Raw genomic sequence first — 26,048 nt, forward strand, 5'->3', positions numbered from 1 at the left:
CTTACAGCCTCGCAATTTAATTATGAAAATCATTTATTCCACAGCGTTCTTGAAATTTTAAGAAATGCAACGATAAGCCAATTTCCGGTCAGTTCCTTCATTGAATTAATTTCCGAAGCTGATTCTCCTTAATCGTGTTAGCCGGGGCAAAAGCACCGGATTGCATATAATCGACAATGGAACGGTAGAGCTGCGCTGCTGCCGGGTCATCCGGGAGCTTATCTAATCTTGACATGCAAACCAGCAGCTTCCCTATCCCGACTTTGTACTCGAATATCAATCCAAACTTGTCGTTGCGCTGCAGGTTGTCGATGACCTGAACAATGGGCCGGTAGTCTTTGTCGGTTTGATTCAGGTTTAAGGGATTACTGTGCTTAATGATGGAAAACCATTGCCAATCGGTATGAAACTCCGTCGGGAAATGGTTGAACAGCGGATGGTCCGGATTGGTCAATATCCCCAGGGTACCCGGAGAAACCGGTTTCTTATTTCCCTCGCTGATTTGCTTAAACATTTCGTAGTTCCAGAAATCGGGCGGAAACAAACCAGCCACGCTGTTTTTCTTCACTGCCTCCTTTACAGGGAAGAGCAATACTTTTTCTCCCTTGCTGAGTTTATCGAACAGTTCGTTGTTTAGCTTCGTGGTCACATAAATATCAGCTCCCGGCTGTACCTTTTCCGGTTCCGGATACACCCACACCGGATAGTTGTTCCGGTAGTTCGTTCCCTTTACGTTTAATGTAAAAGTTAGCTTCTGAGGAGCCTGTATTTTCACAAGTGGAAAGTGAATCAAACCGATGCTGTCGACTCCTCCCATCGGGATAGACGATTGGTCGAAGCTCCCTGATGCCATGACCTTTCCTTGCTGGTTCATTACTTTCCAATCGAGTGGCTGTTTCAGATTTTGGTTGGAATAGTTGGCCACTTCCACGCCAGCCGTGAACGTTTCGTTAACCGTCCAGCAATACTTTTTAAACTCCAGCAAGGGAACCACATCATTACAAAAGTTCCGCCACTCGTTGCGGTCAATTGCGTGCTTGCTGTCCATGAAGGCATCCAGAATGCCCACCAAAGCCGTTCCCTGCCCGGGATAATCCTGCAAATCAAGCAACTGGAAACCGGCCAGTCCTTTGGTGCGCAGTGCTGCTTCGATTTCATCGCGGTAGCATAAAGCCGACCAGGCACCGGAAGCCATGGCAAACAGACTGTCCTGCTCCAACATACCGGCTTTCTTCAACCGGCTTCGGAAAACTTCCAGGTTACGCGGTTTCAGGATGCCCGTGTATTTCCTGCCCTCACTGTAGTTGGGATAAATCTGGTATTGCCCCACTTCATGGCTAATCAACGGAATCTTTATCTGCGACACCGGATAATCGAAGTTCACCATCGTCGACGGCTTTTTGGTATTCAGGATTCCGCCGTCGCGGGAATCGACAAAAGCCTGTGTGAGTCGCACATGCGTGAGAGTAGTGTCGTGCGCGTAAGGTGTCCGGGCTGCTACGTGAAAATCCTCAACGGGCAGCGGTCCCGAGTAACCAATGTTATCATTCGAGCCTTGCGTGTACAGCGGACGACCGTCAGCCTTCTTCAGGTCAGCTATCAACTTGCCTACTTTATCGAGGTTGCCCCATAGCTCGTTTCCGGGCGACAGCATCACAAACGAAGGATGGTTGGCAAAGTTCTTCAGCAACACCAATCCTTCCGCTTTGAGCCGATCGGCGAGCGTATCCGATTCCAAACCACCCCAGAAAGGTAGTTCCGGCTCCATGTAAATTCCCAACCGATCGGCTGCCTCGAAAGCGGCTTCCGGCGGCGACCAGGTATGAAAGCGATAGTGATTAATACCCCATGACTTGGCAATCTTCATCACGTGCATCCAGCCTTTCACATCCGTAGGCGGATATCCGGTTAACGGAAAAACGCAGGCGTCGTGTTTTCCCCTTAGGAATGTAATCCGACCGTTGATGGCGAACTTAGTTCCCTCGGCTGTAAACTTCCGCATCCCGAAAGGAACTTCCTTGTTGTCTTTGATATCGTTATGGCTGATAATGGCATTGAGATGGTAAATCGGCTGATGATATTCATCCCATAAATCCATCTTGTCCCCCAGCGTGTATTCCAGGTTGATAACCGAATCACAATTCACATGAAAGTGTGCCGCTTTCAGTTGGGTCTCCTTTCCATCGAGCGTTTTGGTTACCTGCAGAGCCACATCTACGCTATCCAGTTTCATGCCGTTGTCGATGCCCATCTTCACCTTGATCTTCTTATCCTTGATATCTGGATAAACCTGCAGGTCGGAGATATACGTTTTCGGGGAAGCTTCGAGGTAAATCTTACCGATGATGCCGTTCCAGTTGGTCTGGGTGTCATCTGCATAGGCATGCACATTCCCGTAAGGCGTCAACTTCCGATCATTATCGATTCGCACTGTAATCGTGTGCTTTCCGGGAGTCAGAAACGCCGACACATCATACTTCTGCGGCGATTCCAACAGCAATGAACTACCAACGTAATGGTCATCAATCCACACCTTCGAAGGTTTGGTCCGCTCCATCACAAAACGGATGTGCTTCTCCTTCCAGTTCTCCGGAATATGGACCGTCTTCCGGTACCAGGCCGGACCTTCGTAACGATACACGCGGCTCAGATGCATCGTGGTGGAATCGGTATTGAGAAATCCCTTGTGGTTGGTATCGGTCGTACCCGGAAGTTGAACAGGGTCATTCAACGCGGTGTCATACCACTTCCCTTCCACTCCCCGATTAGCCGAATCCAGCCGGAACTGCCAGGTTCCTGACAAATCGATGTCGGAACGGTAGTTTTTGACCGGCGCGGAGCAGGAAGAAAGAATGCTAACAAAAAGAGCAAAGATGAATGCGTTAATGAGACCTTTCATGGGATTGATGATTTTTTGGTTTGGAAGTCAGATATCGGGATACCACCAGACCTTCCTGTCAGTTTTACAAAATGCATCCAAATATAGGGAAAAGATACCAAACCAAGTAGAGACAAGACGATGCCTTGTCTCTACAAACTCATCATATCATTCAGCTGCTTGCTTCTTCAACTGAATAGTTTTGTTAGCGATTAATGGTTTGGCCCAGATACTGATGAACAACAGATAACCAAGCGTCAGGTAAAGAACGAACATTCCCTGTCGCAGGCCAATGAGGTCTTTCAGTCCGCCAATCAGCAACGACACCAACGCCCCGCCGGCAATACCACTCATCAGTATGCCGGAGAAGGTACCATGATACTTCGCCACACTGTTCAGCGCCAGCGAAACGGTTATCGACCACATCACCGAGAGGGTGAATCCCAGTGCCGGGAAACCATAAATGGCCATCTGCTCGCCACCAAACAAGGTCACCGTCAGGATGACCATGGCTGCAATGACAAAGATGCGCAGCACCAGCTTGCTATCAATGAATTTCAGCAACAGCATTCCTAACAAACACCCAATGGTTAGCATTCCCCAGAACCAACCAACCGCTGCGGCTCCTTCCACTTCGGGGCGCAGACCGTGATAGGTGCGCAGGAATTCCGAAATCCAGTTGGCAATGCCCTGTTCCGTTCCCACATAAGCGAAGATGCCGAAGAAGAAGAGGATAACGGTTTTATCTTTCAACATCTCTTTATGAATGGCCCACGCTCCCGTTGTTTCATCTTCTTTCCGTTCCACTTTGGGGAAGCGTGATACCACAATGATAACGATCATCAGCAGCGTAATGACACCAAACACCCAGTAGAGCGATACCCACGGCAAATGTTCCGGAGTAATGTTGGCCAGAATTTGCAGGAACCAGTTGGACTGTGGTCCGCTCTTGTCGAGATTCAGCACCAGGTAAGAGTAGACGTACGGACTCAGGAACGATGCCCCGCCAAACACCAGTTGTGCAAACACGGAGTAGAAGGCAAAGTGCTCCTCCCCGCCCGATACCCGTAGCAGCGGATTGATCACCACTTGCATCAGGGCCATGGCCGCGCCGATGAAAAACAGCGAACCGAGAAAGACCGGATAGCTGGGAAACAGGGCAAAAACAAACGCTCCGATGGTGGCCACAATCCATCCGCCACTCATGCTGATTTTCTCTTTGTACTTCTCCACCAACATTCCTGACGGGATAGACATCAAACCGTAGGCGATGAAGAAAGAGAAAGGCAACAAACCGGTCATCGCGCCACTCAGGTGAAAACTATCGGACACATTGGGATTGATGGAACCCAGGATGTTGGTAATAAAGGAAATCACAAAGAAAACGATGAACACCAGGGCCACCATGTAATAGTTCCGTTTCATAGGTATCTTTTGTCTGTGAGAAACTCTGTTTTATCTTCGATTAAAGTGTGTTGTAACCTTTCATTTCAATTACCGGCTGTTCGCTGTTCAGGTCTTTGGTGTTCATCTTCACCGTCAGTTCCCGCTCTTCTCCCGGAAGGAGAGAAATGTAGTTATCATTCCAGAAAACCGGCAATATCATTTCATGCGATTCACTGGTTTTGGCTTTCAGGCCAATGAAGAACGCCAGCTTGTCCGAAGGATTCTTCAGCGTTACTTTCACCCAGGTTTGGTCGCCATGCTGTTCAACGGTCTCTGTTTTCTCCACTTTCACTTTCGGCAACTCGGTAAGAGCTGTGAAATCGGCATATTCCTTTATCGGGGTAACGTACCATTTTGTGTTTTTGAAATCGGGCACATCTTTCTTCTGCGACAGCCAGTAAAAACTATGGGCTATCTCCTTCCCTTCCGGGGAAACGATGCGTAGATCGGCAAAGTAAACCGGCGTAGTACCACGCATTTCCGGCAACGACAACAGTTCTTTCGATGTGTATTCATCTACCGAGAACGGAACTTTCTTATCGAGGACCACTTTTGATTGCAAATCCAGCACCTTTACTTCGGCTGTTAAATCTTTGAAACCATGCCGGTAATCGTTCGATATGTAGATGCCGTGGTTGCCGTAATTGTAAATGATGTTCAGCGGCTTCAGGGCGTTCTGCGTACCGAAGAAAGCTCCGTTGGGTGTGAGGTAATAATCGTACAACTGCCAGTAAAGCTTTGGCCAGGGTGCATTCAGCATCCACTGAATGACGCCACCTGCATTGGCTTTGTTCACGGCAAAGGCCTCGAACATCGGACGAATGGCTTCGTAATTCGCCATCTGGGCTTTCATCTCGAAGTCGTCAATGTTTTTTGCTTCTCCGTACCGATGATTCAATGCTTTGAGGTAGGTATCGATGTTGTGAAACTCACCGCGGCCACAGTGGTAATTCCAGATTTCGTTCACCGGCCAGAGCTTGTCAGCCGGGAACATTCTCTTCAATGTCTCAATCGGTGGAATCTGCGGACCGGGGCCTGTCTCGGTATTGAAACCGAAAGCGCCCCCATTTACGCTATCGATGTACCAGTAATTCGGCGACACGTAATCGTACGGGCCATTCATCTTCACAGCTGTCGGGCCGGTTACCTCACTCGTGCGAACCGAGCAGGCCGATAATGTTGGGCGGGTCGGATCGGAGACTTCAAGGTTCTTCAGATATGTTTTCTCCAACGCCGGGCGCGGCAGCATGTCGCTTCCCAGTACCCAGACGAAGATGCTGGGATGGTTTCGCAACCAAAGCACCTGGTCATCCAACGAATTGCTGACGAGCTTTATCTCTTCCGGCGTCTGCACACCACCAAACTCATCACATTTCTTGCCTACATAATTTTCCCACTCCCACTCACAGCTCCAGCCGACCATGATGAGAATACCATTTTCGTCACAAAGCTTGTACAGCTCATCACTTTCGCCCCAAAAGCCTTCCAGCCGGATGGTATTCAGGTTCATCAGTTTGGTATATTCTACCTGTGCTTTCAGGTTGTCCTTTTTTTCGCGCAACAGCAAATCATCGGCCCAGCCGCCACCGCGAATCTGCAGGTCACGTCCGTTGATTTTATAGGCTCTTGAGCCCGCTTCGTTGATGTAGCTGGTTACCTCGCGAATACCAAATTCCTGAGAAAGCTTATCCGATATTTGATTGTCGACCTTACTGCTTACGTTCAGTGTGTAAAGATTGGGATCGCCCATGGTCACCGGCCACCAGAGTTTGGCATTTTTGAAATTCAACGCCGGATATTCCTTCGGCGTCCAAACCACCATCCTCTTTTCAAATGGCTTTAACGCCACCTTTTTCTTCACCGTAACATCACCAATCTGCGCCTCAACCGTAGCTTCTAATTTCATTCCCGAGTGGTTCACCACCTGCGTTTCGATGGTCAATGCCGCTTCCGAGTCATTGGCCGTATTCACCTTCGATTCGACAAATGGATGCTCTATCGAAACGGGTCCGTTGAACCGGAGCTTTACACCCCGCCAGAGTCCCATGTTTTTGTCCGGCACCTTAGGCGTCCAATCCACAAAGCCGACAGTGAAATCGCCGGGCTGCGGCGGATAAACATCGACCTGCAAGCGGTTCCCCTTCTTTTTCAGTTTTCCGGTTACGTCGATTTCGAATCGCTGGAACGCACCTTTCAACGTATCGGCCGAAGCGATTTGCTTCCCGTTCAGGAAAACGTCGGCGCTGTAATTGATGCCACCGAAACAGAGCCGGGAGTATGTGCCGAGCAGATTCTCCGGAATATCGAATGCTTTGGTGTACCGCCATTTGTTGTTGAACCACTCGCGTGGCACCTTTTCGAGATTCTCGGAAAAGAAAGGGTCTTTAAACTTCCCGTCCTTCACCATGGCGGCAAAAACGGTGGTGGGAACATCGCAGGTGAGTTCGTTTTTCGATGAATACACATCGGGCTTAATGAGTTGGCCGTCATCACTCCATTCGCCGTAAGGCTGGAGAGTCCAATCCTTGTCAAGTTTCAGCGTGGCTGATTGGTCTTGTACGTAGCCACAGCCTGACATCAAAATGAGAACCAACAGACTCATGATGGTTTTCAGATTACCTTGGAATTGCATGTTGTCTGGAATGTTAGTTTATGATTACAATGAACGATTTCATTTTCAGCGCATAGAGCACAAACTTACCGGAAAAGCGAGCGTACCCATTCAACGAATCGCTTAAATGTATTCATTTTTGCGGGAGAATCTAAAAGTGTTCAAAAGTATTCAACAAGACACCAGACATTAGACGTTAGATACGAGACGGTTTCAGGTTTGAGGTTCCTGTTGTTTCTATCGTTACATATCTTACTGTTGTTTGGCTCCGAGGAACGATTTCTATCCGATTCTTTTTTCTGCCAGCGTGGTAGGGCCACGATACATCGTGGCCGTGCAGTACCCCGGTTTCAGGTTGCGCTACGCGGTTAGAAGGGTTCCTGTTGTTCCTGTGGTTAGGCTTCGCAGTTTTAGGTTTGCGCTGCGAGGTTACTTTGGTTTCTGTTGTTACGTTCGTTACTGTGGTTACTATTGTTGTGCTCTAATCAACGGTACGACCATTGCGGTCGAAACAACATTTGTATTTCAATCTAAGTTCATTCGCGACCGCTTCCCTGTCCGCGCAAATTCGAACTTGGGGCGGCGTCATCGCGGTTATCACCGCGTTTCCTTCCCCAAAACTATGGAATTAAGGCCCTTCAGGCCTACTACTCTAGCAACCTGGGAGCATAATTCATCATTCGACATTCAGCGTTCAAAATTTTTTAAAGCCTCGAAGCCCAACTCGCGTAATTAGCTTGAATTAGCGTAATTCATAACTATCATCGGACTTCGTTTCGTACAATTCGTATTCCCCACAAAGAGACTCCGTCAACCAGCAATAATTTACCCAAATACGGGAACCAGCGTCAACAGGATCGCCAGCAGAAAACCTAACCAAAAGAGTAATTTCATCATGGTCTGGACAAGTTAATGATCGCTTTAGTTAGAAATGCATATCGGTGTAAAGACAGTTGACGATGAAAATACCCTTACTCACGACGATTTTCTTATCGGTGGTTTATGCAATCAAGCTTCCTCACTAGCTAATATCTTTCAGCGCGATGATTTTATCTTCCCGGAAGGTGAAAACCGATTTCCCTGTCATCGCAATCCGGTCGCCGGTTTTCAATTCTTCGGAAAAGTCGATGGCCAGCGTAGCGCTGAAATCCACATCCACTTCAACCTCCTGTTCATGGAACTGAAAGCTGGAAATGACTTGCTCTCTTTCGCTGAAAACTTCAGCTGCTTCCCGGGCCTGTTCCCGCAAGGCATCCTTCCCCTCTGTCGTCAAAGTCACTTCACCTTCAGATATGTTTTCGAAACGAGCCTCTTCGTCGATGTCGGCCAGCATCCGATCCACATCGAAGTGATTATAGGCATCGACATAGTTTTCAATGATTTTCCGGTAATCGTCCTGCGTCATAATTCTGATGTTATTTGATATTGTATTTCTGTATCAACTCCTCAATTTGTTTCTCTATCTCATACTCTTTCTCCATCCTGGTTACAGGTAAGGATTACATTTCCAGTCTTCTGCCCGGTGAGCACATACCGGAAAGCTTCGGCGATATCTGCCAACGGGTAGCGACGGTCGATGATCGGCCGGAACCTACCTTCTTCCAACAGCTTTTTGATGAAACCTATGCTGCTCTTGCGATCGGTCGGTAACGGAAAGCGAACCTGTTTGCCGCGTGTGACGGGTGTCCACAGGGCGAGGAACGGATTCTCTGCATTAGGCCCCAACTCCGACGAGATGTATACACCGCCAGGTTTCAACAGGGACTTGCACTTCCCGAACGTACTTTTCCCCACCGCATCGAAAACAAAATCGTACTGCTCCCGGTCCTGCGTAAAATCTTCCGCCGTGTAATCAATCACCCGGTCGGCACCCATCGATTTGAGCAGATTGAGGTTGGGTGTATTGCCAACAGCCGTCACTTCGGCTCCGTAGTATTTCAGCATTTGCAACGCAGCTGAGCCAATGGCGCCGGTAGCACCGTTCAGCAAAACCTTCCGGTTACCGCCCAGCGGCACCCGCTTGATGAAGTTGTAGGCATAATGTGCGCCCTCGATGCTGGCAGCAGCCTGCTCATAAGTAATCCCTTCCGGGATAACCGCTATCGCTTCGTTTTCCGAAACGGTCATGTATTCAGCATGTGAGCGGAGGCCCCTGTCGTTGAATCCCCAAATCCTGTCGCCGGCTTTGTAGGCCGTCACCTGGCTTCCCACGGCGACCACTAACCCGGCAAAATCGGTGCCGGTCGTTGCATCAGAGGGTTCCAGCAAACCTGTGAACAACCGGATGATGGCAGGTTTTCCGGTCAGAATGCCACAGTCGGTGCGGTTAACGGTGGCCGCATACACTTTCACCAATAGTTCGTTTTCGAGGGGAACGGGCTGATGAGTTTCTTCTACTTTTAATACATCGGGGGAGCCATATTGGGTTCGAATCGCTGCTTTCATGAAGTCAGGTTTTGGTTAAAAATGCAAGTGATAAGATACTGAAATTTTGGCAAATGGATGGCTTCCCCGGTTATAGTTGTTTCTGTTGTTAGAAGAGTTTTAAGTGTTAGATGTTAAGAAAAGAAGATTCCAGAAGAAAGACATGAGACGAAAAACATTTCAGGTTTCAGGTTGCGCTTCGCGGTTACCGTGATTCCTATCGTTTCTGTGGTTACTGTTGTTTTCCTTTGGTTCATCCGGCTGCAGACAGGTAGGGCCACGATACATCGTGGCTGTGCAAAAAATGGGTTTCAGGTTACGCTCAAAGGTTCCTGTAACTGACATTGTTCCTGTCGTTACTGTGGTTCCGATTGTTACGGTTCGAGGAGAGGTATCCTCCTTGCGTTCTCAGCGAAAATCTTTGCGGCATCTGCGTGGAATTTTGGAAAGTTTTAGGTTACAGGTTGCGCTTCGCGGTAGCTGTTTCTGTCGTTGCTATTGTTGACGCAACATTTCCCGCAGGGATACATATTCATCACCTCCAATCAATTTTAGGGCTGGGCCTTACTCCCGTTCACCACCCTATGGGTTGAATATTACAAGGCTACTTCGCGGTACATCATTCATTGATGTCTTTGAGCACGTTGTGCTTTCCTCGTGTACATTGTGGTTCATGTTTTTTTACCACAAAGGCCACAATGGTTTTGCACGAGGACCACAAAGAGTCCTCATCGAAGCCGAACAACAGGAACCGCGGAGCGCAACCAACTGGCACCCCTTCATGTGCGGCGCAGAAACGGTTCCGTTTCAATCATTGCCGGCAGGTGCGCCTCTTGTTGATTACACTATTCCAACCCGGGGTGGCTCCTCGATATTCATCTCGGATTACCCCGGGCTATGGACTTTCAGGCCTTCAGCCTGACAAACAATTAAGAGTTCAAATGTCAAAGGTGGAAATTTCAATCCTGGTGATATCTTAACCTCGAAGCCTAACTACAGAAACAATAGTGACCTCCATAACCACAGGAACCGCGGAGCGCAACCTGAAACCTGAAACCTATTGTTCATTTCTCATTGCACATTATCCATTACCTACAGGTTCTCATCCAGGCAGTACACCAGGTACCACTTCTTCCCGATTAGTTCGAAGCGGCATTTGGAGCTGAAGCCGGTGTCGGGAATCCAGACGTGCTGGGTAAACTCCAGGGGTGTTTTGTGATAGGTCACCTTGTATTGGGTGGTGTCGATGTCGTAAATCTTCGTTTTCATGATGTGCCAGTTCTTCTTCGTCCACTGTTCGGTGCCGTCCACATCCACCGACGCTCCGCCAATGGGAAACTTCAGGCGTGACATCTGAAACGTGCTGTCGTTGTGGAAGCGGTTGTAAAACTGGTCGAAATCCTCCACGGCTTTACTTTTGCTCTTCGTGGCGGTCTCCTCCGGGTTGGCTTTCGAGGCGTTCACGGCCTCTTTCTTCGTGTGACATCCCGGCAGGCTGAGCCACAGCAAGCCCACCAATATCAACAAGGTCACGGGGAGATGGTTAGCAATCTGTCTCTTCATGCAGTAAGGTTTTTTGTTGGTCTGTTAAACGTTACGGTATTTGTTTTACATAGTTACAAAAATTTGGGCAGACTGAAAGCAATCATCTCTAATTCAATATTCAATGAACAATAAAAAACAGCGGCTGTCATCTGCCACAAAAAAAGGACAGACCTTGCGCCCTGTCCTTCCATCCCGGTACACCGCGGAGTTATTTATTCGCAAACGGCTGCACAGGCGACCAATGCGTCTGGATAATTTTCCAGTTCCCGTCATCTTCGAGCCGGTATACTTCGGTACAATTCCATCGCGAGGCCTTTTCGCCCTGATACGACACCAGGTTAAAGGTTAGCACGGCCATTTTTTCCGTCGATTGCACCAGCGGATGAAGCATCTCGTACCGGTCGACGTGTATTTGTCCCTTTACCGGTTCGTAATACTTCGTGAGGGCTTCAATTCCGTTCAGCCGTTGCGGGAGTGACGGATCGAAATACACCACATCGCTTGCCGACAGAGATAAGTAACCACTCGGATCGCCGTTGTTCCACTTTTCCAGCGCGGCTTTTTCCAAAGCGATAATTTTAGCCGGCACGCTATCGGCTGCATGTGCATAGGAACTGGTAACTAACATGATCAAAAGAAAGATTAGTGTTTGTTTTTTCATGAGAAATCGTTTTTGAATAGTTCAAAGGTAATGGGAGTCTGAACTGTTTCCCAAGAACAAACAAAGGGCAAAATGTCACTTTTCGCGGATTTCTTTCCTCCGGAAACGGAGGGGTGTCGTATCGGTGCTTTTGCTAAATGCCCGGACGAAATAGTTCGTACTCGCGTAGTTTAGGTGAGCGGCAATTTCATCGATGGTCATGGAAGTATACATTAGCAGTCGCTTTGCTTCCAGCATGGTCCGGTGCAATATGTGCTGCTTGGCGCTGACGCCCGTATGCTTCTTCACCAAATCGTTGAGATGCCCCGGCGTGATGTGCAATTGCCCGGCATAGTAATCGACCGAGCGGCTATCGGGGTAATGGATATTCACCAGTTGGATAAACTCATCGACGTACCGGTTACCCTGTTTGGGGGCCAACAACGGGTGTTGCGCCAGGCAAATCCGGTTCAGTAACATGAGCGCCTGGTACAGCAACGCCCGGAGGATATGCTGACCACCCGTCTGGTAATTATCCATCTCCTTTCGGATGCTCTCCATGAGTTGTATGAGTTGCCCGAATTCGGCGGAGGCCGGCTCCAACGCCACAGAAGCTCCATTGCTATTGAAACACGAGAGCTTTTTCACAAACTGCGAATCGTTGAAGAACGCGCAAAGAAACTCTTCTTCAAAAATCAAAGCGTAGCCTTTCGGGATGTGGTCATATTGCCAGCTGCGCACTTGTCCCGGGGCCGAAAAGAAAATGCGGCCGCGTTCAACCGGTTGTGTATTGTCGTCGATGCTGAATGTTCCCTCGCCGTCCAGGATAAGTGTCACATCATAGTAGTCGAGGCGATGGGTCGGATCCTCCAAAAGATACGGCTCCAGACTTTCCAGCCGGATCAGGTCGATGAGTAACTCTTCGCCATACTTGGTCTTATGGAAATGGTATTGTTTCATCATTTCATTTGCCTCACATTCAGCATCCGAAAATTAAAAAAGGGTCAGGAAATGTCCTAACCCTTTTACCGAATATCTGAATATCCTTTATCTTCTTCTTCCAAACAACCGCAGCAGGAGCAGGAACAGGTTGATGAAATCGAGGTACAGGATGAGGGCCCCGACAATGGCTTCCTTCTTGTCCTCTTCGGTTCCTTCGTTCCCGATAACGTTCATCTTTTTTATCTTCTGCGTATCATAAGCCGTCAGCCCCACGAAAATCAGCACGCCGGCGTAGGTCGTAAACCAGTACAGGGCCGGACTATGAAAAAACATGTTGACCACCGAGGCAATGATGACCCCGATGAGCCCCATGAACAACAGGCTGCCCCAGCGGGTCAAATCGCTTTTGGTGAAGTACCCGTAGGCACTCATCGCCGCGAAGGTGCCAGCCGTGATGAAAAATGTCGATGCGATGGAACCAGCCGTGTACAACAGGAAAATCACCGAAAAGGTCAGTCCGTTTAACACGGAATAGAGCACAAACACCAGCGTGGCAGTTTGCGCCGACATCTTCTGAATCCATCCCACCAGGTAACCGACCATCAGGAACTCGCCGATAATCAATCCGAAGAACAACATCCGGTTCTGAACAATCATCCGCACGATATCCACATGCATGGCTGTCCACATGGCGACGCCCCCGGTAACCAGCAGCGCAAACGACATCCAGCTGTATACTTTCACGAAGAACCGCTGCGTTTCGGCCAACGCCTCCTCCCTCGAAATTCCAATGTAATTGTCCATTCGTATTCTATTTGGTTAAATAAATTACAATTCAGACGCCTAAAATATAAAATGCCCAGGGAAAACATACCTCAAGCTCCCCGGTTTTGGCAAACCGTACAAAGTTTGAGGTGTTCTTCGCGTGTCATGACATGTTAAACTAAGCGTTACTTTTCATATTTTTTATAGCAATCATAGCATACGGGCTTCGCCATTGTTGATTCTCCAAACTCTCCACAACTATGACAAACGTTTTCTTCATAGTCAGGATTCTCAAACTGTGCCCAAACTGCATAGCAGTCCCAACAATATGGCTTTTCTATGTCATAGGGAATTCTTGCTTCACATCGAATACAATACCCACGCTTAGGTCTTTTATCATCCTTTGAGCTAGATTCTGTTTTTTGCTTGCTAGTATCTTTTTTTAGTTGCCTTTTGGTTTTAGCAAGTTGAATTGGCTCGGAAGATTGAATAATTGACAATGTTTCATTCCATGCTTTTTCATAGAGGTTCAAGTCATTTTGTTTTGTAATATGTACTCCCATTTCTCTATTATTCTTTTCAGAAAATTCATACATATTCATGGAAGTGATTACCATGTCAGTTTCGTTGAAATAACATTTAGCATGCAAATTCTGAAAGTAATATAGCTCTATATTATCGAGTTCTGCAAGGGAATTACGTTCGTTTGGTTTCAAATCATCCTTACCATAAATGATTTTAATATTCACATTCTTATTCGAAGCATCTTTCAATCTTTCATAAAATGTTTTCGATAATTGTAAATAGGGGGATACTAACGTCAGCTCGTTCTTTGCCTCCATAATGATAGTCTCTATCCGATATGATATCCCATTTGTTGTTAAAAAATCAGCCATCTACTGTTATTGATTTAATAATTCTATTATTATATGTGTTGTTAGTTAGCCGTTGTAATTCATGTTTACTTGTATAGCCATTTTTTCATAAATCCCATTCATGACTCCAAAATAACGATCCTAGCCAAAATCTTATTGTTTACTACAATGTTTCAAAAAAACTCTAAATAGCCAATTTTCCGTTCACATACCAGATCCGACCGTTCACGGAAGAAATCGGTACGTTCACGGAAGAAATCGAACTATTGAGAATGGATATAAATTGACAAAAGATGTTAGATGAGAGACTCCAGACATGAGACTTTTCAGGTTGGGAGCGGTTTCTGTTGTTGGAAGAGTTTTAAGTTTTAGGTGTTAAGTGTTAAGAAAAGAGGCAAAGACAGAGTTGCGATTGAGTAGGGTCAGGACCTGTCCTGACCGTCGATATCGTTCCCAATAACCGTCGCCATAAAGACTGAAAGGCTGATATGATTTTTACCCGGGATGTTTATCGAAGGCCGCCCGCGACGGTAGTCGGGACAGGCCCGGGTTAGTTTGACCTTGATAACCAGAGGTGCACAGGCCGACAATCAGCCAAGAACGTCCGTTGCTGCGTTTCCAGGGATGTCATCCTTAAAGCCACTGATGAAGTTTTTGCCGGCGATGCCGTTAACAAATGCTTAAGCCTCCACTTTTTGCCAGCGGAGCAATTAGCAAATGATTAACACCCACTTTTCGTCAGGGAAGCCGTTCGACAATTCGAAAACGCTCACTTTTCGTCAGGGACGCCATTCGACAACTCGAAAAGCTCTCTTTTGGCCGGGGGAAGCAATTCGAGTACTCGAAAACGTCCACTTTTTGGTCGGGGAAGCAATTCGAATAATCGAAAACGCTCACTTTTTGTCCGGGGAAGCAATTCGACAATTCGAAAGGCCTCACTTTTTGCCAGGGACGTCGTTCGACAATTCGAAAGGCTTCCTCTGGAGTTAGCAAGCTTTGGGAGAATTCCCAAGACGTCACTTACATATTTGTGTTAAGTTTTAAGTTTTAAGACCAAAGTTTCAGGTTGCAAATGTTTCTGTGGTTTTTGTTGTTGATGTTATTTCTATTGCTGGGCTGCGCCGTTGCCGTAGGGCCACGATATATCGTGGCCGTGCGTACCCATTATCAGGTTGGGCTTCGATGAAGGGGTTCTTCGTGCCCGTTGTGTAAACCTTAGTGTCCTTCGTGGTGAAAAATTAAACCACAATGAACACAAAGCAAGCACAAGGTCCACAAAGATATCGATGAATGAATGGCGGTCAATCGACGGTTTAAGGAACGTTCTGTTCGGCGCAGGAACGTTTCCTTTCCAATCCTGTTCCGAACGTGCGCCTCCTTCCTATGCGGAGCATTCGATCCCGGGGCGGCATCGTACCTCCTTGCCCCGGGCTATGGGCTTTCAGGCCTTCAGCCTGACGAACAACAGCAACCTTGCAGCACAACCTGAAACTTGAAACCTGAAATATCTTAACTATATCGTCTCATGTCTGGAGTCTAATGTCTTCTTCGAACAACAGTAACCATAGTAACCTTCATAACCACAGTAACCACAAAAGCACAACCTGAAACCATATAGTTTACTCTTGATGCCTGGTCACGATATATCGTGGCCGTGCGTACCCCTTATCAGGTTCGGCTTCGATGAAGGGCTTCTTCGTGTCCGTTGTGTAAAACTTAGTGTCCTTCGTGGTGAAAAATTAAACCACAATGAACGCAAAGCAAGCACAAGGTCCACAAAGATATCGATGAATGAATGGCGGTCAATCGACGGTTTAAGGAACGTTCTGTTCAACGCCGGCATGTGCGGCGCAGGAACGTTTCCTTTCCAATCCTGTTTCGAATGTGCGCCTTCTTCCTATGCGGGCATTCGATCCCGGGGCGGCGTCATACCTCCTTGCCCCGGGCTATGGGCTTTCAGGCCTTCAGCCTGACGAACAGTTAAGAGGTCAAAAGTCAAAGGTGGAAATATCTTAACCTCGAAGCCGAACAACAGTAACCTTCATAACCACAGTAACCACAAAAGCACAACCTGAAACCATATAGTTTACTCTTGATGCCTGGTCACGATATATCGTGGCCGTGCGTACCCCTTATCAGGTTCGGCTTCGATGAAGGGCTTCTTCGTGTCCGTTGTGTAAAACTTAGTGTCCTTCGTGGTGAAAAATTAAACCACAATGAACGCAAAGCAAGCACAAGGTCCACAAAGATATCGATGAATGAATGGCGGTCAATCTACGGGTTAAGGGACGTTCTGTTCAACGCCGGCATGTGCGGCGCAGGAGCGTTTCCATTCCAATCCTGTTTCGAACGTGCGCCTCCTGCCTATGCGGGGCATTCGATCCCGGGGCGGCGTCGTACCTCCTTGCCCCGGGCTATGGGCTTTCAGGCCTTCAGCCTGACGAACAACAGCAACCTTGCAGCACAACCTGAAACGTGAAACCTGAAACACCGTTTCCGTTGCGGGACTCATTTTTGTCTGTCAAAAGTACAATATGTCCCTGTTTTTTGGGTGAAATGATTTATCTTCATGGCGCGTTTGACCGCCGCTGGCGACAGCGCATCTTAGTCATCCTAATTAAAACACCACAAGCTTTCAACATGAATTCAACTAACAAACACCTATCCACTTTTTCGGATTCCAAAAGCCACTATGAGATTCTCGACGGGCTGCGCGGCGTGGCCGCGGTGATGGTGGTCATCTTCCACTTCTTCGAAACCTTTAGCGGAGGTAACCACCTGAAGCAAATCATGAACCACGGCTACCTGGCGGTGGACTTTTTCTTTGTCCTCTCGGGATTTGTGATTGGCTATGCCTACGACGACCGTTGGGGCAAAATGACGTTAAAAGACTTTTTCAAGCGACGCCTGATCCGACTTCACCCGATGATTGTTATGGGAATGATTATCGGCGCCATCGGGTTTTATTTCAGCGCATCGCCCATCCTTTTCCCGGGGATTGCAAGTGTTCCCGTATGGAAGTTACTGCTGGTAATGTTCATCGGGTTTACCCTGCTGCCCGTACCGCCGTCACTCGAAATCAGGGGTTGGGGCGAGATGCATCCGCTGGATGGCCCGGCCTGGTCGCTCTTTTTCGAATACGTCGCAAACATTCTGTACGCACTGTTCATCCGGAAATTCTCGAAGAAAGCGCTGGCTGTGCTGGTATTTCTGGCCGGCGCTGCGCTGATACACCTGGCAGTTACCAGTCCCAACGGCGACGTGATTGGCGGCTGGTCGGTTAATCCGGAACAATTGCGCGTAGGTTTGACCCGTTTGATGTACCCGTTCTTTGCCGGACTGTTGTTGTCGCGCATCGCCCAACCGGGACGCATCAAATACGCGTTTCTGTGGGCCAGTCTGCTGGTTATCGTCGCCCTCTCGTTTCCGCGTGTGGGCGGAAGCGAGCACCTGTGGATGAACGGCCTGTACGATTCGCTGACCATCATCTTCGTTTTCCCGCTGATTGTGTACATCGGCGCCAGCGGTAAAGTGACCGGGAAATTTGCGACGAAAATCACGCGTTTCCTGGGCGACCTTTCGTACCCGCTATACATTACGCACTATCCGCTGATTTATATCTTTACCGCCTGGGTAGTCGACAACCAGGTACCCATGTCAAAAGCCTGGCCAGTGGGCGTGCTGATGATTGTTTCGGCTATTGCCATCGCCTATGGTGCGTTGAAACTGTACGACGTGCCGGTACGCAACTGGCTGGCCAAACGGTTTATGCACAAGACGGTGAAATAAACATATTATTAGAGACGCGCTGTAGCGCGTCTCTACCATTGGTGTGGATTATGTAATTGTTTATGAATCGGACACGGGCCGGTTATTTGACTTCGATGAAACCGTCGACCTCGTCTTTCTTGCTCTTGATGCCGCGTTTCTTCGCCTCTTCAATGGCTTTATGGCGCTGTTGTTGCAGCTCTCTCCGCTGATCGTTGCCCCATACCACCAATGCGGGCGGAATTGGCCCGAAATTGGCTTTGTAGGTTTCAATGGCTTTGGTCATCTCCTTCGCCTTTTCGGGATATTTGTGAAACAGGTCGGTCGTTTCCGACGGATCGTCCTTCAGGTTGAAGAGCAGCGTATCGTGCGCCGCCGTGCTGGCCCGCCAGAAGTTCCCTACGATTTTATCCTGTGGCAAAGTAATCTTCCAGTCGCCTACCCGAAGACTGGTTACGTCTTTATTATTGCGGAAGTAAGCGTACACATTGCCTGGGCTCTTCTCTCCACGCAACAATACGCCCGAGATATCGTAACCATCGAGACGGATGCTGTCGGGAACGGCAACTCCACAGATATCAGCCAGGGTCGGAAACCAGTCGAGGTTCCGGACCACGTCATGATTGGTACGCGGCTTGATTTTCCCTTTCCAGTAAGCGATGAGCGGAACCCGAACGCCACCTTCGTAACTGGTGGTCTTCCCTTCCCGCAGGGGTTTCGCCTCTCCTCCCAGCGGCCCTTCCTGTAACCACGGACCGTTGTCACTGGAAAAGATGACCAGCGTATTATCCAAAAGTCCCTGTTTCTTCAGCTCGGCCATCACCTGCCCGATGCTCCAGTCGACTTCGAGCACGGCATCTCCGTAAAGGCCCGCGCCCGATTTTCCCCGGAACTCGGGTGAGCAGAAGATGGGCACGTGCATCATGTTATGCGCCAGCTCGAGGAAGAATGGTTGATCCTTGTGCCGGTCGATGAACGAGATGGCTTCCTCGGTGTATTTCTTTGTCATGTGCGCCTGGTCGATATGGTACTGCACCACATCATTCCCTCTCAAATAGACCTGTTCGGCCATGTCGTTGCTATACGGTATCCCGAAATACTCATCAAATCCGTTTTGCAGCGGAAGGAATTTTTCGCGGCTTCCCAGATGCCACTTTCCAATGATTCCCGTCTTATAGCCGGCTGTTTTCAGCAATTCGGAAATCAATAACTCTTTTTGCGGAATACCAGTATAGTTACCGGGGAAAAACACCTGCTGAATGCCCATGCGTGCCGGATAGCGGCCGGTAAGCAAACCTGCCCGTGACGGACTGCAAATAGGAGAAGCCGAGTAGGCATCGGTAAACCGGATTCCGTTTTCCGCCAGCTGATCGATATTGGGTGTTTTCCATTTCCTCTGACCATAACAGCTAATATCGGAATAGCCCATGTCATCGATAAAGAAGATGACCACATTGGGTTTCTTTTCTACAGGAGCCGGTTTCACCGCACTGGCCACCACAGGCGTCAATAAAGCCAGGCCCAGCAAAAGATTCTTTGTTTTCATCGTTTCGGATTCAGTTTTATGATTTGGTTTTACAGGTTGAGCAGGTACATGGAATCCTGCGGAATAAAGACCTTAAATTAGTTATTTCCAGGAATGATTCATTGAAAATCCACGGTTTGGTATCCGTTATCTTCTGACAACAAAGAGAAACTACTTCTTCTTTGCCGCTTTTTTGCGTTGAGCCACTTTCTTCAGTAACATCTCCGGCTCGTCGGTCGTAATGAAGTCGACCCCCTGGCGCAGTAGTGCGTCCATCACTTCCGGCTTATCCACCGTCCAGGCATTTACTTTCAATCCGTTACTGTGCGCTACCTCCATCAATTCGGGATTCTTTTTGAAAGCGCCGGAATAGAAATCGATGCCCCACATGTCATCGGCTTTCATCTGCAAAATACCGACACTTTTTTGCAGTGGCATGAGACGGGCATCGGGATCGAGTTCGTGAATCCGCTTCAGAATATCATAACTAAAGCTGATATAAACCATCCATTCCTGCGCGTGCAGCCTTTGCACCATTGCCACAACCTTATTGGCTAATTCGATGGAACGCTCTTTGCTGATAACAGAAGGCTTTAATTCCGCAATCAACCGGGTGCGGTGCTGCGACATACCGGTTTGGATGTAGTGTTCCAACGTGGGAATCGGCTCACCATTGGAGAGCTTGAACTTGAGTAAATCGGCATAGTTCGTCTTCTCGATCATCAATCCGTTAAAGGTGTTGTCGTGGTGAACAACCAGCACACCATCGGCCGTTCCGTGAATATCAAACTCTGAGCCGGCAACACCCAGCTTCATGGCCTGCTTTAATGATGCGATGGAATTCTTAGGTAGTTTTTTCGCTTTCCAGGCTCCCCGGTGTGCAATTACACCATTCGTGGCAAAACCGTCATCTGCTTTTTTTTGCTCCCGTTCCTGATGTCTTTTAAGCGTCCTGTTGAAATTTTCAGCCCCATGAGCCCATACGTCGGATATTCCCTGCAGTATAAACACAACGAGGAGTGACAAGAGTAATCGTTTCATTGTTCCTATGCTTGTTATGATGATTAATTTAACGGATTAAGCAAGATAAATAGGGGTGTCCGGTCACTGCACCTCAACCGCCCCACACTTTTTATACAGTTTTCGATGGAAACTCACGTAAGCATCCTCGTTATTTTGTCCGCTTCATCCTGCTGATAAAAAAGCGGAGCCGCCTTTCGACGACTCCGCAGTGGATTTTTGAGGTTAACTTATCAGTTGAAACTTTACTTTTGGTAAGGATAGAGATAGAATCCGTACTGATATTGTTGGTCGGAAGGTAAACGATAAGGCGGCATAGCCCGTGCATTACGGCTCCATGAATCGATACCACCAACGCCCATCTGTTTGTCATCCAGATTGACCGTAATGAAATCGCGTACCGGCAAATCGTCGATATGTTTGGCCTGTTCCAAATCCTGCAACGAATACGGCCATGCACTGACACTGAGTGGAGACTGGCCAACGACCATGAGTCCCTGACCATTCTTGTTGGTAAATCGTACCCAGCGCACACCATCACGGTTGCCGTTAGCCTGAGGACGGACATAATTTGTCCATAAGGAATCAACCAAGCCAGAATACAAACCAACATTTGCCCCGGTTTGCCGGTCGGAATAATTTTCCCAAGGGCCGCGGCCGTACCAGGTCATGGTTCCAAATTCTTTAGGAATTCTTAGGCTCATACCGACAACAGGAATATAAGCAGGAACGTCTCCAACAGGAGTCAGCGTTTGATTCACCTGAACAACACCATTTTCATAAACCGTGTATTTCAGTTGCCATGTTGACTGACCAACCGGCAATGTTCCGCCAACTGTCACAACAACGGGTTGATTATCCGGCTGACTCAGTTTCACATCTGTGACTTTGCGTTCGGAACCCGCTCCTTTCCATGCATTAAGTTCTCCGCGCCAACCTGCTCTGTCGTTATCGGTTTCTGCCCGCCAGAAATTAGGATTCAATGGACCGCTGATCAACGATTTTCCTTTCGAGGTATAACTTTCCAGCGAACCATTCTCTTTGGATATGGTCATGGCAAAAGAAGCTCCCGTCAGAGTGATGGCATCATCTGTTTGCTTCACCTGAACAGCTTTTCCGTTGGCTTTACCAGGCGTCGTAGCTGGAGCGACAGCCCAGGGCATTTTGAACTGATCCCAGGCCAATGTGAATCCTTTATCCGCCCAGAACTTGTTCTTCTTCAGGGTCAGATTCAGGTTCAGCCAGTATTCGCTGCCTGCTTCCAGTTTGGGTTGCTCAATAGGTAAATGAAGCCTCGCCCAGCCGTTAGCAGGCGTTGTCAGTGTATCGATCACGCCCGATTGGATCGTTTTACCATTCTGTGTCAGTGTCCATTTTACATCAAACCCGCTGAGATTTTGATGGTAATATCCGTTGTGAACCAGAACCTCCCCACGATTCAAATCGCCGGCTTTGAACGTCACATACTGATACACGTGTTTCACCTCATAATAAGCCGGATTGGGCTTCCTGTCGGGTGAGACGAAACCGTTGATATTGAAATTCGCATCATTGGGATCGTCGCCGTAGTCGCCACCATAGGCCCAAAACATTTTACCTTTGGCATCCTTTTTATACAGCCCCTGATCGACCCAGTCCCAGATACAACCGCCAATCAGGTTTTTGTAGTGATTAATTAAATTCCAGTAGGTCGTTAATCCTCCCGTTGAATTACCCATCGAGTGAGCGTATTCACACATGAAAATCGGTTTATGAATATTCGGGTCCGAAGCCAACTGCTGCAGCCACTGAGGCGTTGGATACATGTGACTAATCATATCAGCCACGCTATTCATTTGCTCATAGTGAATCGGCCTTGAAGGATCAACCGTGCGGGCATACGATGCCATCTGGGCAAAGTTTTCGCCATGTCCCGCTTCGTTACCCAACGACCAAATAATGACTGACGGATGATTTTTATCGCGCGCAATCATACGGGCAATCCGGTTCACACAGGCATGTGTCCAGCGGGGATCACTTCCCGGAAGGAGTTCCCGTTCCAGCATTCCGTGTGCCTCCAGGTTGGTCTCATCGAGCACATACATGCCGTATTTATCAAACAGGTAGTAATAACGTGGATCGTGCGGGTAATGTGACATACGCACTGTATTGACATTCGCCTGTTTCAGCAATTTCAGGTCCTTTTCAATCCACTTGTAATCCATGGCCCGGCCGTTAAACGGATCATGCTCATGTGTGTTAACTCCTTTCAACTTAACCGGCACACCATTCACCAACAACACGCCGTCTTTAATTTCGATATTCCGGAAACCAGTCGTCGAACGGGCTGCTTCGAGCACCTTGCCTTTGGAATTTTTCAGTTCCAATATAACAGTATATAGATTAGGCGTTTCAGCTGTCCACTTCAATACGTTTGGGACTTTGGCATAAAGCTCAGCAATTCCATCGGTACCGGCCGGAATGTCCGTGATGGTATTTGACTGTGCAATGGGACCGTCTCCAATCAATTGCCCCTGTTCATTATACAAGTAGGCGACAACCGTTGCCGGCTCGTGATTTTCATCGGAAGAGTTGCGGACTTTGGCAGTAATATGCATGATCCCCGTTTCATAGCGATCATCAAGGCCCGAACGCACGAAGAAATCTTCGAGATGCTCCAAAGGCGTACTGTATAAATAAACGCTCCGGAAGATTCCGCTGAAACGCCACATATCCTGATCTTCCAGGTAGGAACCATCGGACCAGCGATACACCTCAACTGCCAGAACGTTTTTTCCCTTTTTCAGGAAAGGAGTAAGATTAAACTCGGCTGGCGTCATACTTCCCTGGCTATAACCAATCTTTTTCCCGTTCAGCCAGATGTAAAACGCACTTTTTACACCACCGAAATGGATAAAAACTTCGCGACCGTCCCAGTTTTTCGGAACATCGAAAGTGGTCCGGTACGACCCGACCGGATCAGCATTGGCGTTCACCAACGGAGGATGGGCCGGATAATCCGGATGAAACGGATAACGGTTATTCAGATAAATGGGCTTTCCGTAGCCTTCCAGTTGCCATACTCCCGGCACTTTAACGGATGCCCACTTTCCATCGCTAAAATTGGTTTTGTAAAAGTCTTTAGGCCGTTCTGCGGGATTTTTGGAAAAATGAAACTTCCACATTCCGTCCAACGACTTGTAATACGGTGTATGAATTTCCAGTGTACTATCGGCCAACGCACTTACCCTGTCGGGATAATGCATAAAACTCAGATAAGGCGGTTCTTTGTTAATCCCGATGACCTGGGAATTTTCCCAGTCGGGAAGATTCCCGTAACTCGTTTGAGCCCATACAGAACTGCTTGCAGCAACTAGTATTCCGAACAAAACGAGTGAGAAAATCGAGTGTTTTTGCAATTTTAAAATCCAACTCTTCATCGATTCAATTGATTTATATATTATTTATTCAAATTGAAATAAGTCTAATACAGTAGCTCTTCTTTTATCTCACTTCAAATAAAGAAGAGCAGTCTGTGTCATAAAACAAAGAATAGTTTTTGCTAATTTTCTGCAATAAGCAATACAACCAGACTCAAACTGTGTTAATCCTTCAGTTCTGAATAAACCGCCTTGCAGCAGCATTCGCAGGTGTAAAAACTTTTCTGAGCACCTTAGCGCTATCACTTGCGAACATGAAACTGAAAGAACATATAAAAGGACAGACATTTCCACCTATTCCGGGTGAATGTCTGTCCTGCTATTTGGCTATATATTATAAGTCAATCTCATGCTGCATTAATAACCCGGATTCTGAACAAGCTTAGCGTTCTTATTCATTTCGTCCCTACTGATAGGCAGGAAATAATCCTTCGGATCCCAGGCACGCTGATCAACAACTTCAACTTTGTACGCAGGAGTACCAACGCCATACGTTGACGAATAAGATGTAGGACTTCCGTACAGGATATTTATTCCCTCCACATCGGCATATGCGCTTGGACCAATCATCCAACGCCGGATATCATAATAGCGGAGTTCTTCGAAAGCCAGCTCTATTTTACGCTCGTAACGCAAACTCTTAACCAAATCCGGTCCGGAAGTCGTAATTGCCGGCATACCTGCTCTTTTTCGAATCATATTAATATAAGTTCGTGCTTCCGATTCCTGCCCCAAACCGATACAAGCTTCAGCATAGTTTAACAGAACCTCGGAATAGCGCATGAATCTCCAGGGACTTGTTTGTTTAGCCGCAACGGGATCAATGGAAGAATCGACTCCTTTCTTGAGATAATATCCTGTCCATGAACCATTCCACGTATCTACACCACCGTTCGTTCCCCTTGTGTCCAATCCATCTTTGATGGTATTAGCATCATAGTAATAGTGTCCTGTTTGAATATCGCCATTCGGATCGCCGGATACATCTGAAGGTCTAGCCCTCCAATGTGCACCATCGTACAAAACGGTTGCATAAAAACGCGGGTCTCTGTTTTGATAAGGCGCTGCGGCTTCAGTAGTATTATTCCAGCTGAAAGCACTACCGTCACTCATTTCGTATGAGTCAACAAATTGCTGAGTAGGCGCGTCAGTACCCCAGCCATGATAACCACAAGGGTTATGGAAAACACCTGGATTATATGTCGTCCATGAGCCTTTGAAGTTTTGAGTATAATATCTTGAAAAGATATCTTCTGAAGTACGCATCGACAAAAACAGATTATAGTAATTGTCAGCAGCTTCCTGAGCATTCGCCGGATCGGGTTTATAAAGTGAGTATACTCCCAGGTCCATTACTGCTTTGGCTGCATCTTTTGCCTTTTGCCAACGTGCTTGCCGGTCGCTTGCCGAAACATTGGTATATCCAACCAGCTCTGGATGTCCATAACTGCCCCATACCGAAGGTGTATTGTAAAGATCGCTGGCAGCATAAAGCAATGCCCTCGATTTTAATGCCAGGGCGGCGCCTTTTGTGGCTCTCCCCATCTCACTTTGTGTTAACGGAAGATACTTCGCAGCACTGTCACACTGATCAGAAATGAACTGAATACATTCAGCATACGTATTTCGGGCAACCGAAAAAGAATCAGTCAGGGTATATGCTGTGGTAATCAGGGGTACTCCACCATACATGGATACCAGATTGTGATACAAATAAGCCCTCAGGAAATACACCTCTCCCTTTAGTTCATTTTTCGTATCAGCATCTACAGGCGAATCACTTACTTTTGACAAAAACAGGTTGGCAGCCCTAACCTTTTGGTAGGCACTTGCCCAGTTATATTGGCCATAATACCCTCCGGCACCAAAAGCCGACAAGTTGCTCGGTGACAACTGGCTAAGCATAATGGATGTCATACCGGCCCAACTACCTGCATTCATGTGAGCTTCATCGGTAACCGAAGCCAACATACTCCAGTTATAACCATCGGGTATGCCTTCATATATGTTATTAACGAATGCTGTCATTAATCCGGCATCGCTTGAATTAAAAACGGCCGCGTCTGTAACCGAATCCGTAGGAGACAAATCCAACACATCTTTATTACAGGATGTCCCCAGTAATAAAATGGCCGAGAAGTATATTAAGTGAGATATTAACTTTTTCATGTTCAATTATTTTACTTGATT

At 47.7% G+C, this 26,048-nt stretch carries 15 protein-coding genes; 1 reads left to right on the forward strand and 14 read right to left on the reverse strand.

Annotation, left to right across the window (positions count from 1 at the left end; translation table 11 throughout):
* Nucleotides 1-97: 97 nt before the first annotated feature.
* The 10 genes from GJU87_RS11655 to GJU87_RS11700 all read right to left on the reverse strand — a co-directional run bounded on the left by GJU87_RS11655 (nucleotide 98) and on the right by GJU87_RS11700 (nucleotide 14,147).
* Nucleotides 98-2,899 carry a sugar-binding domain-containing protein gene (locus GJU87_RS11655; protein ID WP_153639684.1) on the reverse strand — a complete coding sequence of 934 codons (2,802 nt, stop codon included), beginning with the start codon at nucleotides 2,897-2,899 and terminating at the stop codon, nucleotides 98-100.
* A 147-nt stretch (nucleotides 2,900-3,046) separates the two neighbouring features.
* Nucleotides 3,047-4,303, reverse strand: a complete 1,257-nt coding sequence (locus GJU87_RS11660) for an MFS transporter (RefSeq protein ID WP_153639685.1) — start codon at nucleotides 4,301-4,303, stop codon at nucleotides 3,047-3,049.
* Between the two features lie 40 nt (nucleotides 4,304-4,343).
* Nucleotides 4,344-6,956, reverse strand: coding sequence for a glycoside hydrolase family 2 TIM barrel-domain containing protein (locus tag GJU87_RS11665; RefSeq protein WP_153639686.1), 2,613 nt, complete (start codon nucleotides 6,954-6,956; stop codon nucleotides 4,344-4,346).
* Nucleotides 6,957-7,956: 1,000 nt separating this feature from the next.
* Entirely contained in the window at nucleotides 7,957-8,340 is a 384-nt protein-coding gene (locus GJU87_RS11670; RefSeq protein WP_153639687.1) for a nuclear transport factor 2 family protein, read from the reverse strand.
* Between the two features lie 59 nt (nucleotides 8,341-8,399).
* A complete protein-coding gene (locus GJU87_RS11675; RefSeq protein WP_153639688.1) occupies nucleotides 8,400-9,380 on the reverse strand; it encodes an NAD(P)-dependent alcohol dehydrogenase in 981 nt (326 codons plus the stop codon).
* A gap of 1,071 nt (nucleotides 9,381-10,451) precedes the next feature.
* Nucleotides 10,452-10,922: a DUF4348 domain-containing protein gene (locus tag GJU87_RS11680; RefSeq protein ID WP_153639689.1), complete on the reverse strand. Its 471-nt coding sequence runs from the start codon at nucleotides 10,920-10,922 to the stop codon at nucleotides 10,452-10,454.
* Between the two features lie 190 nt (nucleotides 10,923-11,112).
* A complete protein-coding gene (locus GJU87_RS11685) occupies nucleotides 11,113-11,565 on the reverse strand; it encodes a DUF4440 domain-containing protein (protein ID WP_228491967.1) in 453 nt (150 codons plus the stop codon).
* Nucleotides 11,566-11,640: 75 nt separating this feature from the next.
* The gene (locus GJU87_RS11690) at nucleotides 11,641-12,507 is read right to left on the reverse strand and encodes an AraC family transcriptional regulator (RefSeq protein ID WP_153639690.1); all 867 of its coding nucleotides are present in this window, start codon (nucleotides 12,505-12,507) and stop codon (nucleotides 11,641-11,643) included.
* An 84-nt stretch (nucleotides 12,508-12,591) separates the two neighbouring features.
* Nucleotides 12,592-13,290: a Bax inhibitor-1/YccA family protein gene (locus tag GJU87_RS11695; RefSeq protein WP_153639691.1), complete on the reverse strand. Its 699-nt coding sequence runs from the start codon at nucleotides 13,288-13,290 to the stop codon at nucleotides 12,592-12,594.
* A gap of 146 nt (nucleotides 13,291-13,436) precedes the next feature.
* A complete protein-coding gene (locus GJU87_RS11700; protein ID WP_153639692.1) occupies nucleotides 13,437-14,147 on the reverse strand; it encodes a phospholipase D family protein in 711 nt (236 codons plus the stop codon).
* A 2,619-nt stretch (nucleotides 14,148-16,766) separates the two neighbouring features.
* On the opposite strand from GJU87_RS11700, the gene GJU87_RS11705 reads away from it, so the two are divergent.
* Nucleotides 16,767-17,915: an acyltransferase gene (locus tag GJU87_RS11705; protein WP_153639693.1), complete on the forward strand. Its 1,149-nt coding sequence runs from the start codon at nucleotides 16,767-16,769 to the stop codon at nucleotides 17,913-17,915.
* Nucleotides 17,916-17,997: 82 nt separating this feature from the next.
* Here the strand turns inward: GJU87_RS11705 and GJU87_RS11710 are convergent, their stop codons facing one another.
* The 4 genes from GJU87_RS11710 to GJU87_RS11725 form a co-directional block, all read right to left on the reverse strand.
* A complete protein-coding gene (locus GJU87_RS11710) occupies nucleotides 17,998-19,440 on the reverse strand; it encodes a sulfatase (protein WP_153639694.1) in 1,443 nt (480 codons plus the stop codon).
* Nucleotides 19,441-19,590: 150 nt separating this feature from the next.
* Nucleotides 19,591-20,460: a glycerophosphodiester phosphodiesterase family protein gene (locus GJU87_RS11715; RefSeq protein ID WP_153639695.1), complete on the reverse strand. Its 870-nt coding sequence runs from the start codon at nucleotides 20,458-20,460 to the stop codon at nucleotides 19,591-19,593.
* 224 nt (nucleotides 20,461-20,684) lie between these two features.
* The gene (locus GJU87_RS11720) at nucleotides 20,685-23,858 is read right to left on the reverse strand and encodes a glycoside hydrolase family 2 TIM barrel-domain containing protein (protein WP_153639696.1); all 3,174 of its coding nucleotides are present in this window, start codon (nucleotides 23,856-23,858) and stop codon (nucleotides 20,685-20,687) included.
* A 357-nt stretch (nucleotides 23,859-24,215) separates the two neighbouring features.
* Nucleotides 24,216-26,027, reverse strand: coding sequence for a RagB/SusD family nutrient uptake outer membrane protein (locus GJU87_RS11725; protein ID WP_153639697.1), 1,812 nt, complete (start codon nucleotides 26,025-26,027; stop codon nucleotides 24,216-24,218).
* Between the last annotated feature and the right edge of the window lie 21 nt (nucleotides 26,028-26,048).

The organism is Prolixibacter sp. NT017, from assembly GCF_009617875.1.
Lineage (GTDB): Bacteria > Bacteroidota > Bacteroidia > Bacteroidales > Prolixibacteraceae > Prolixibacter.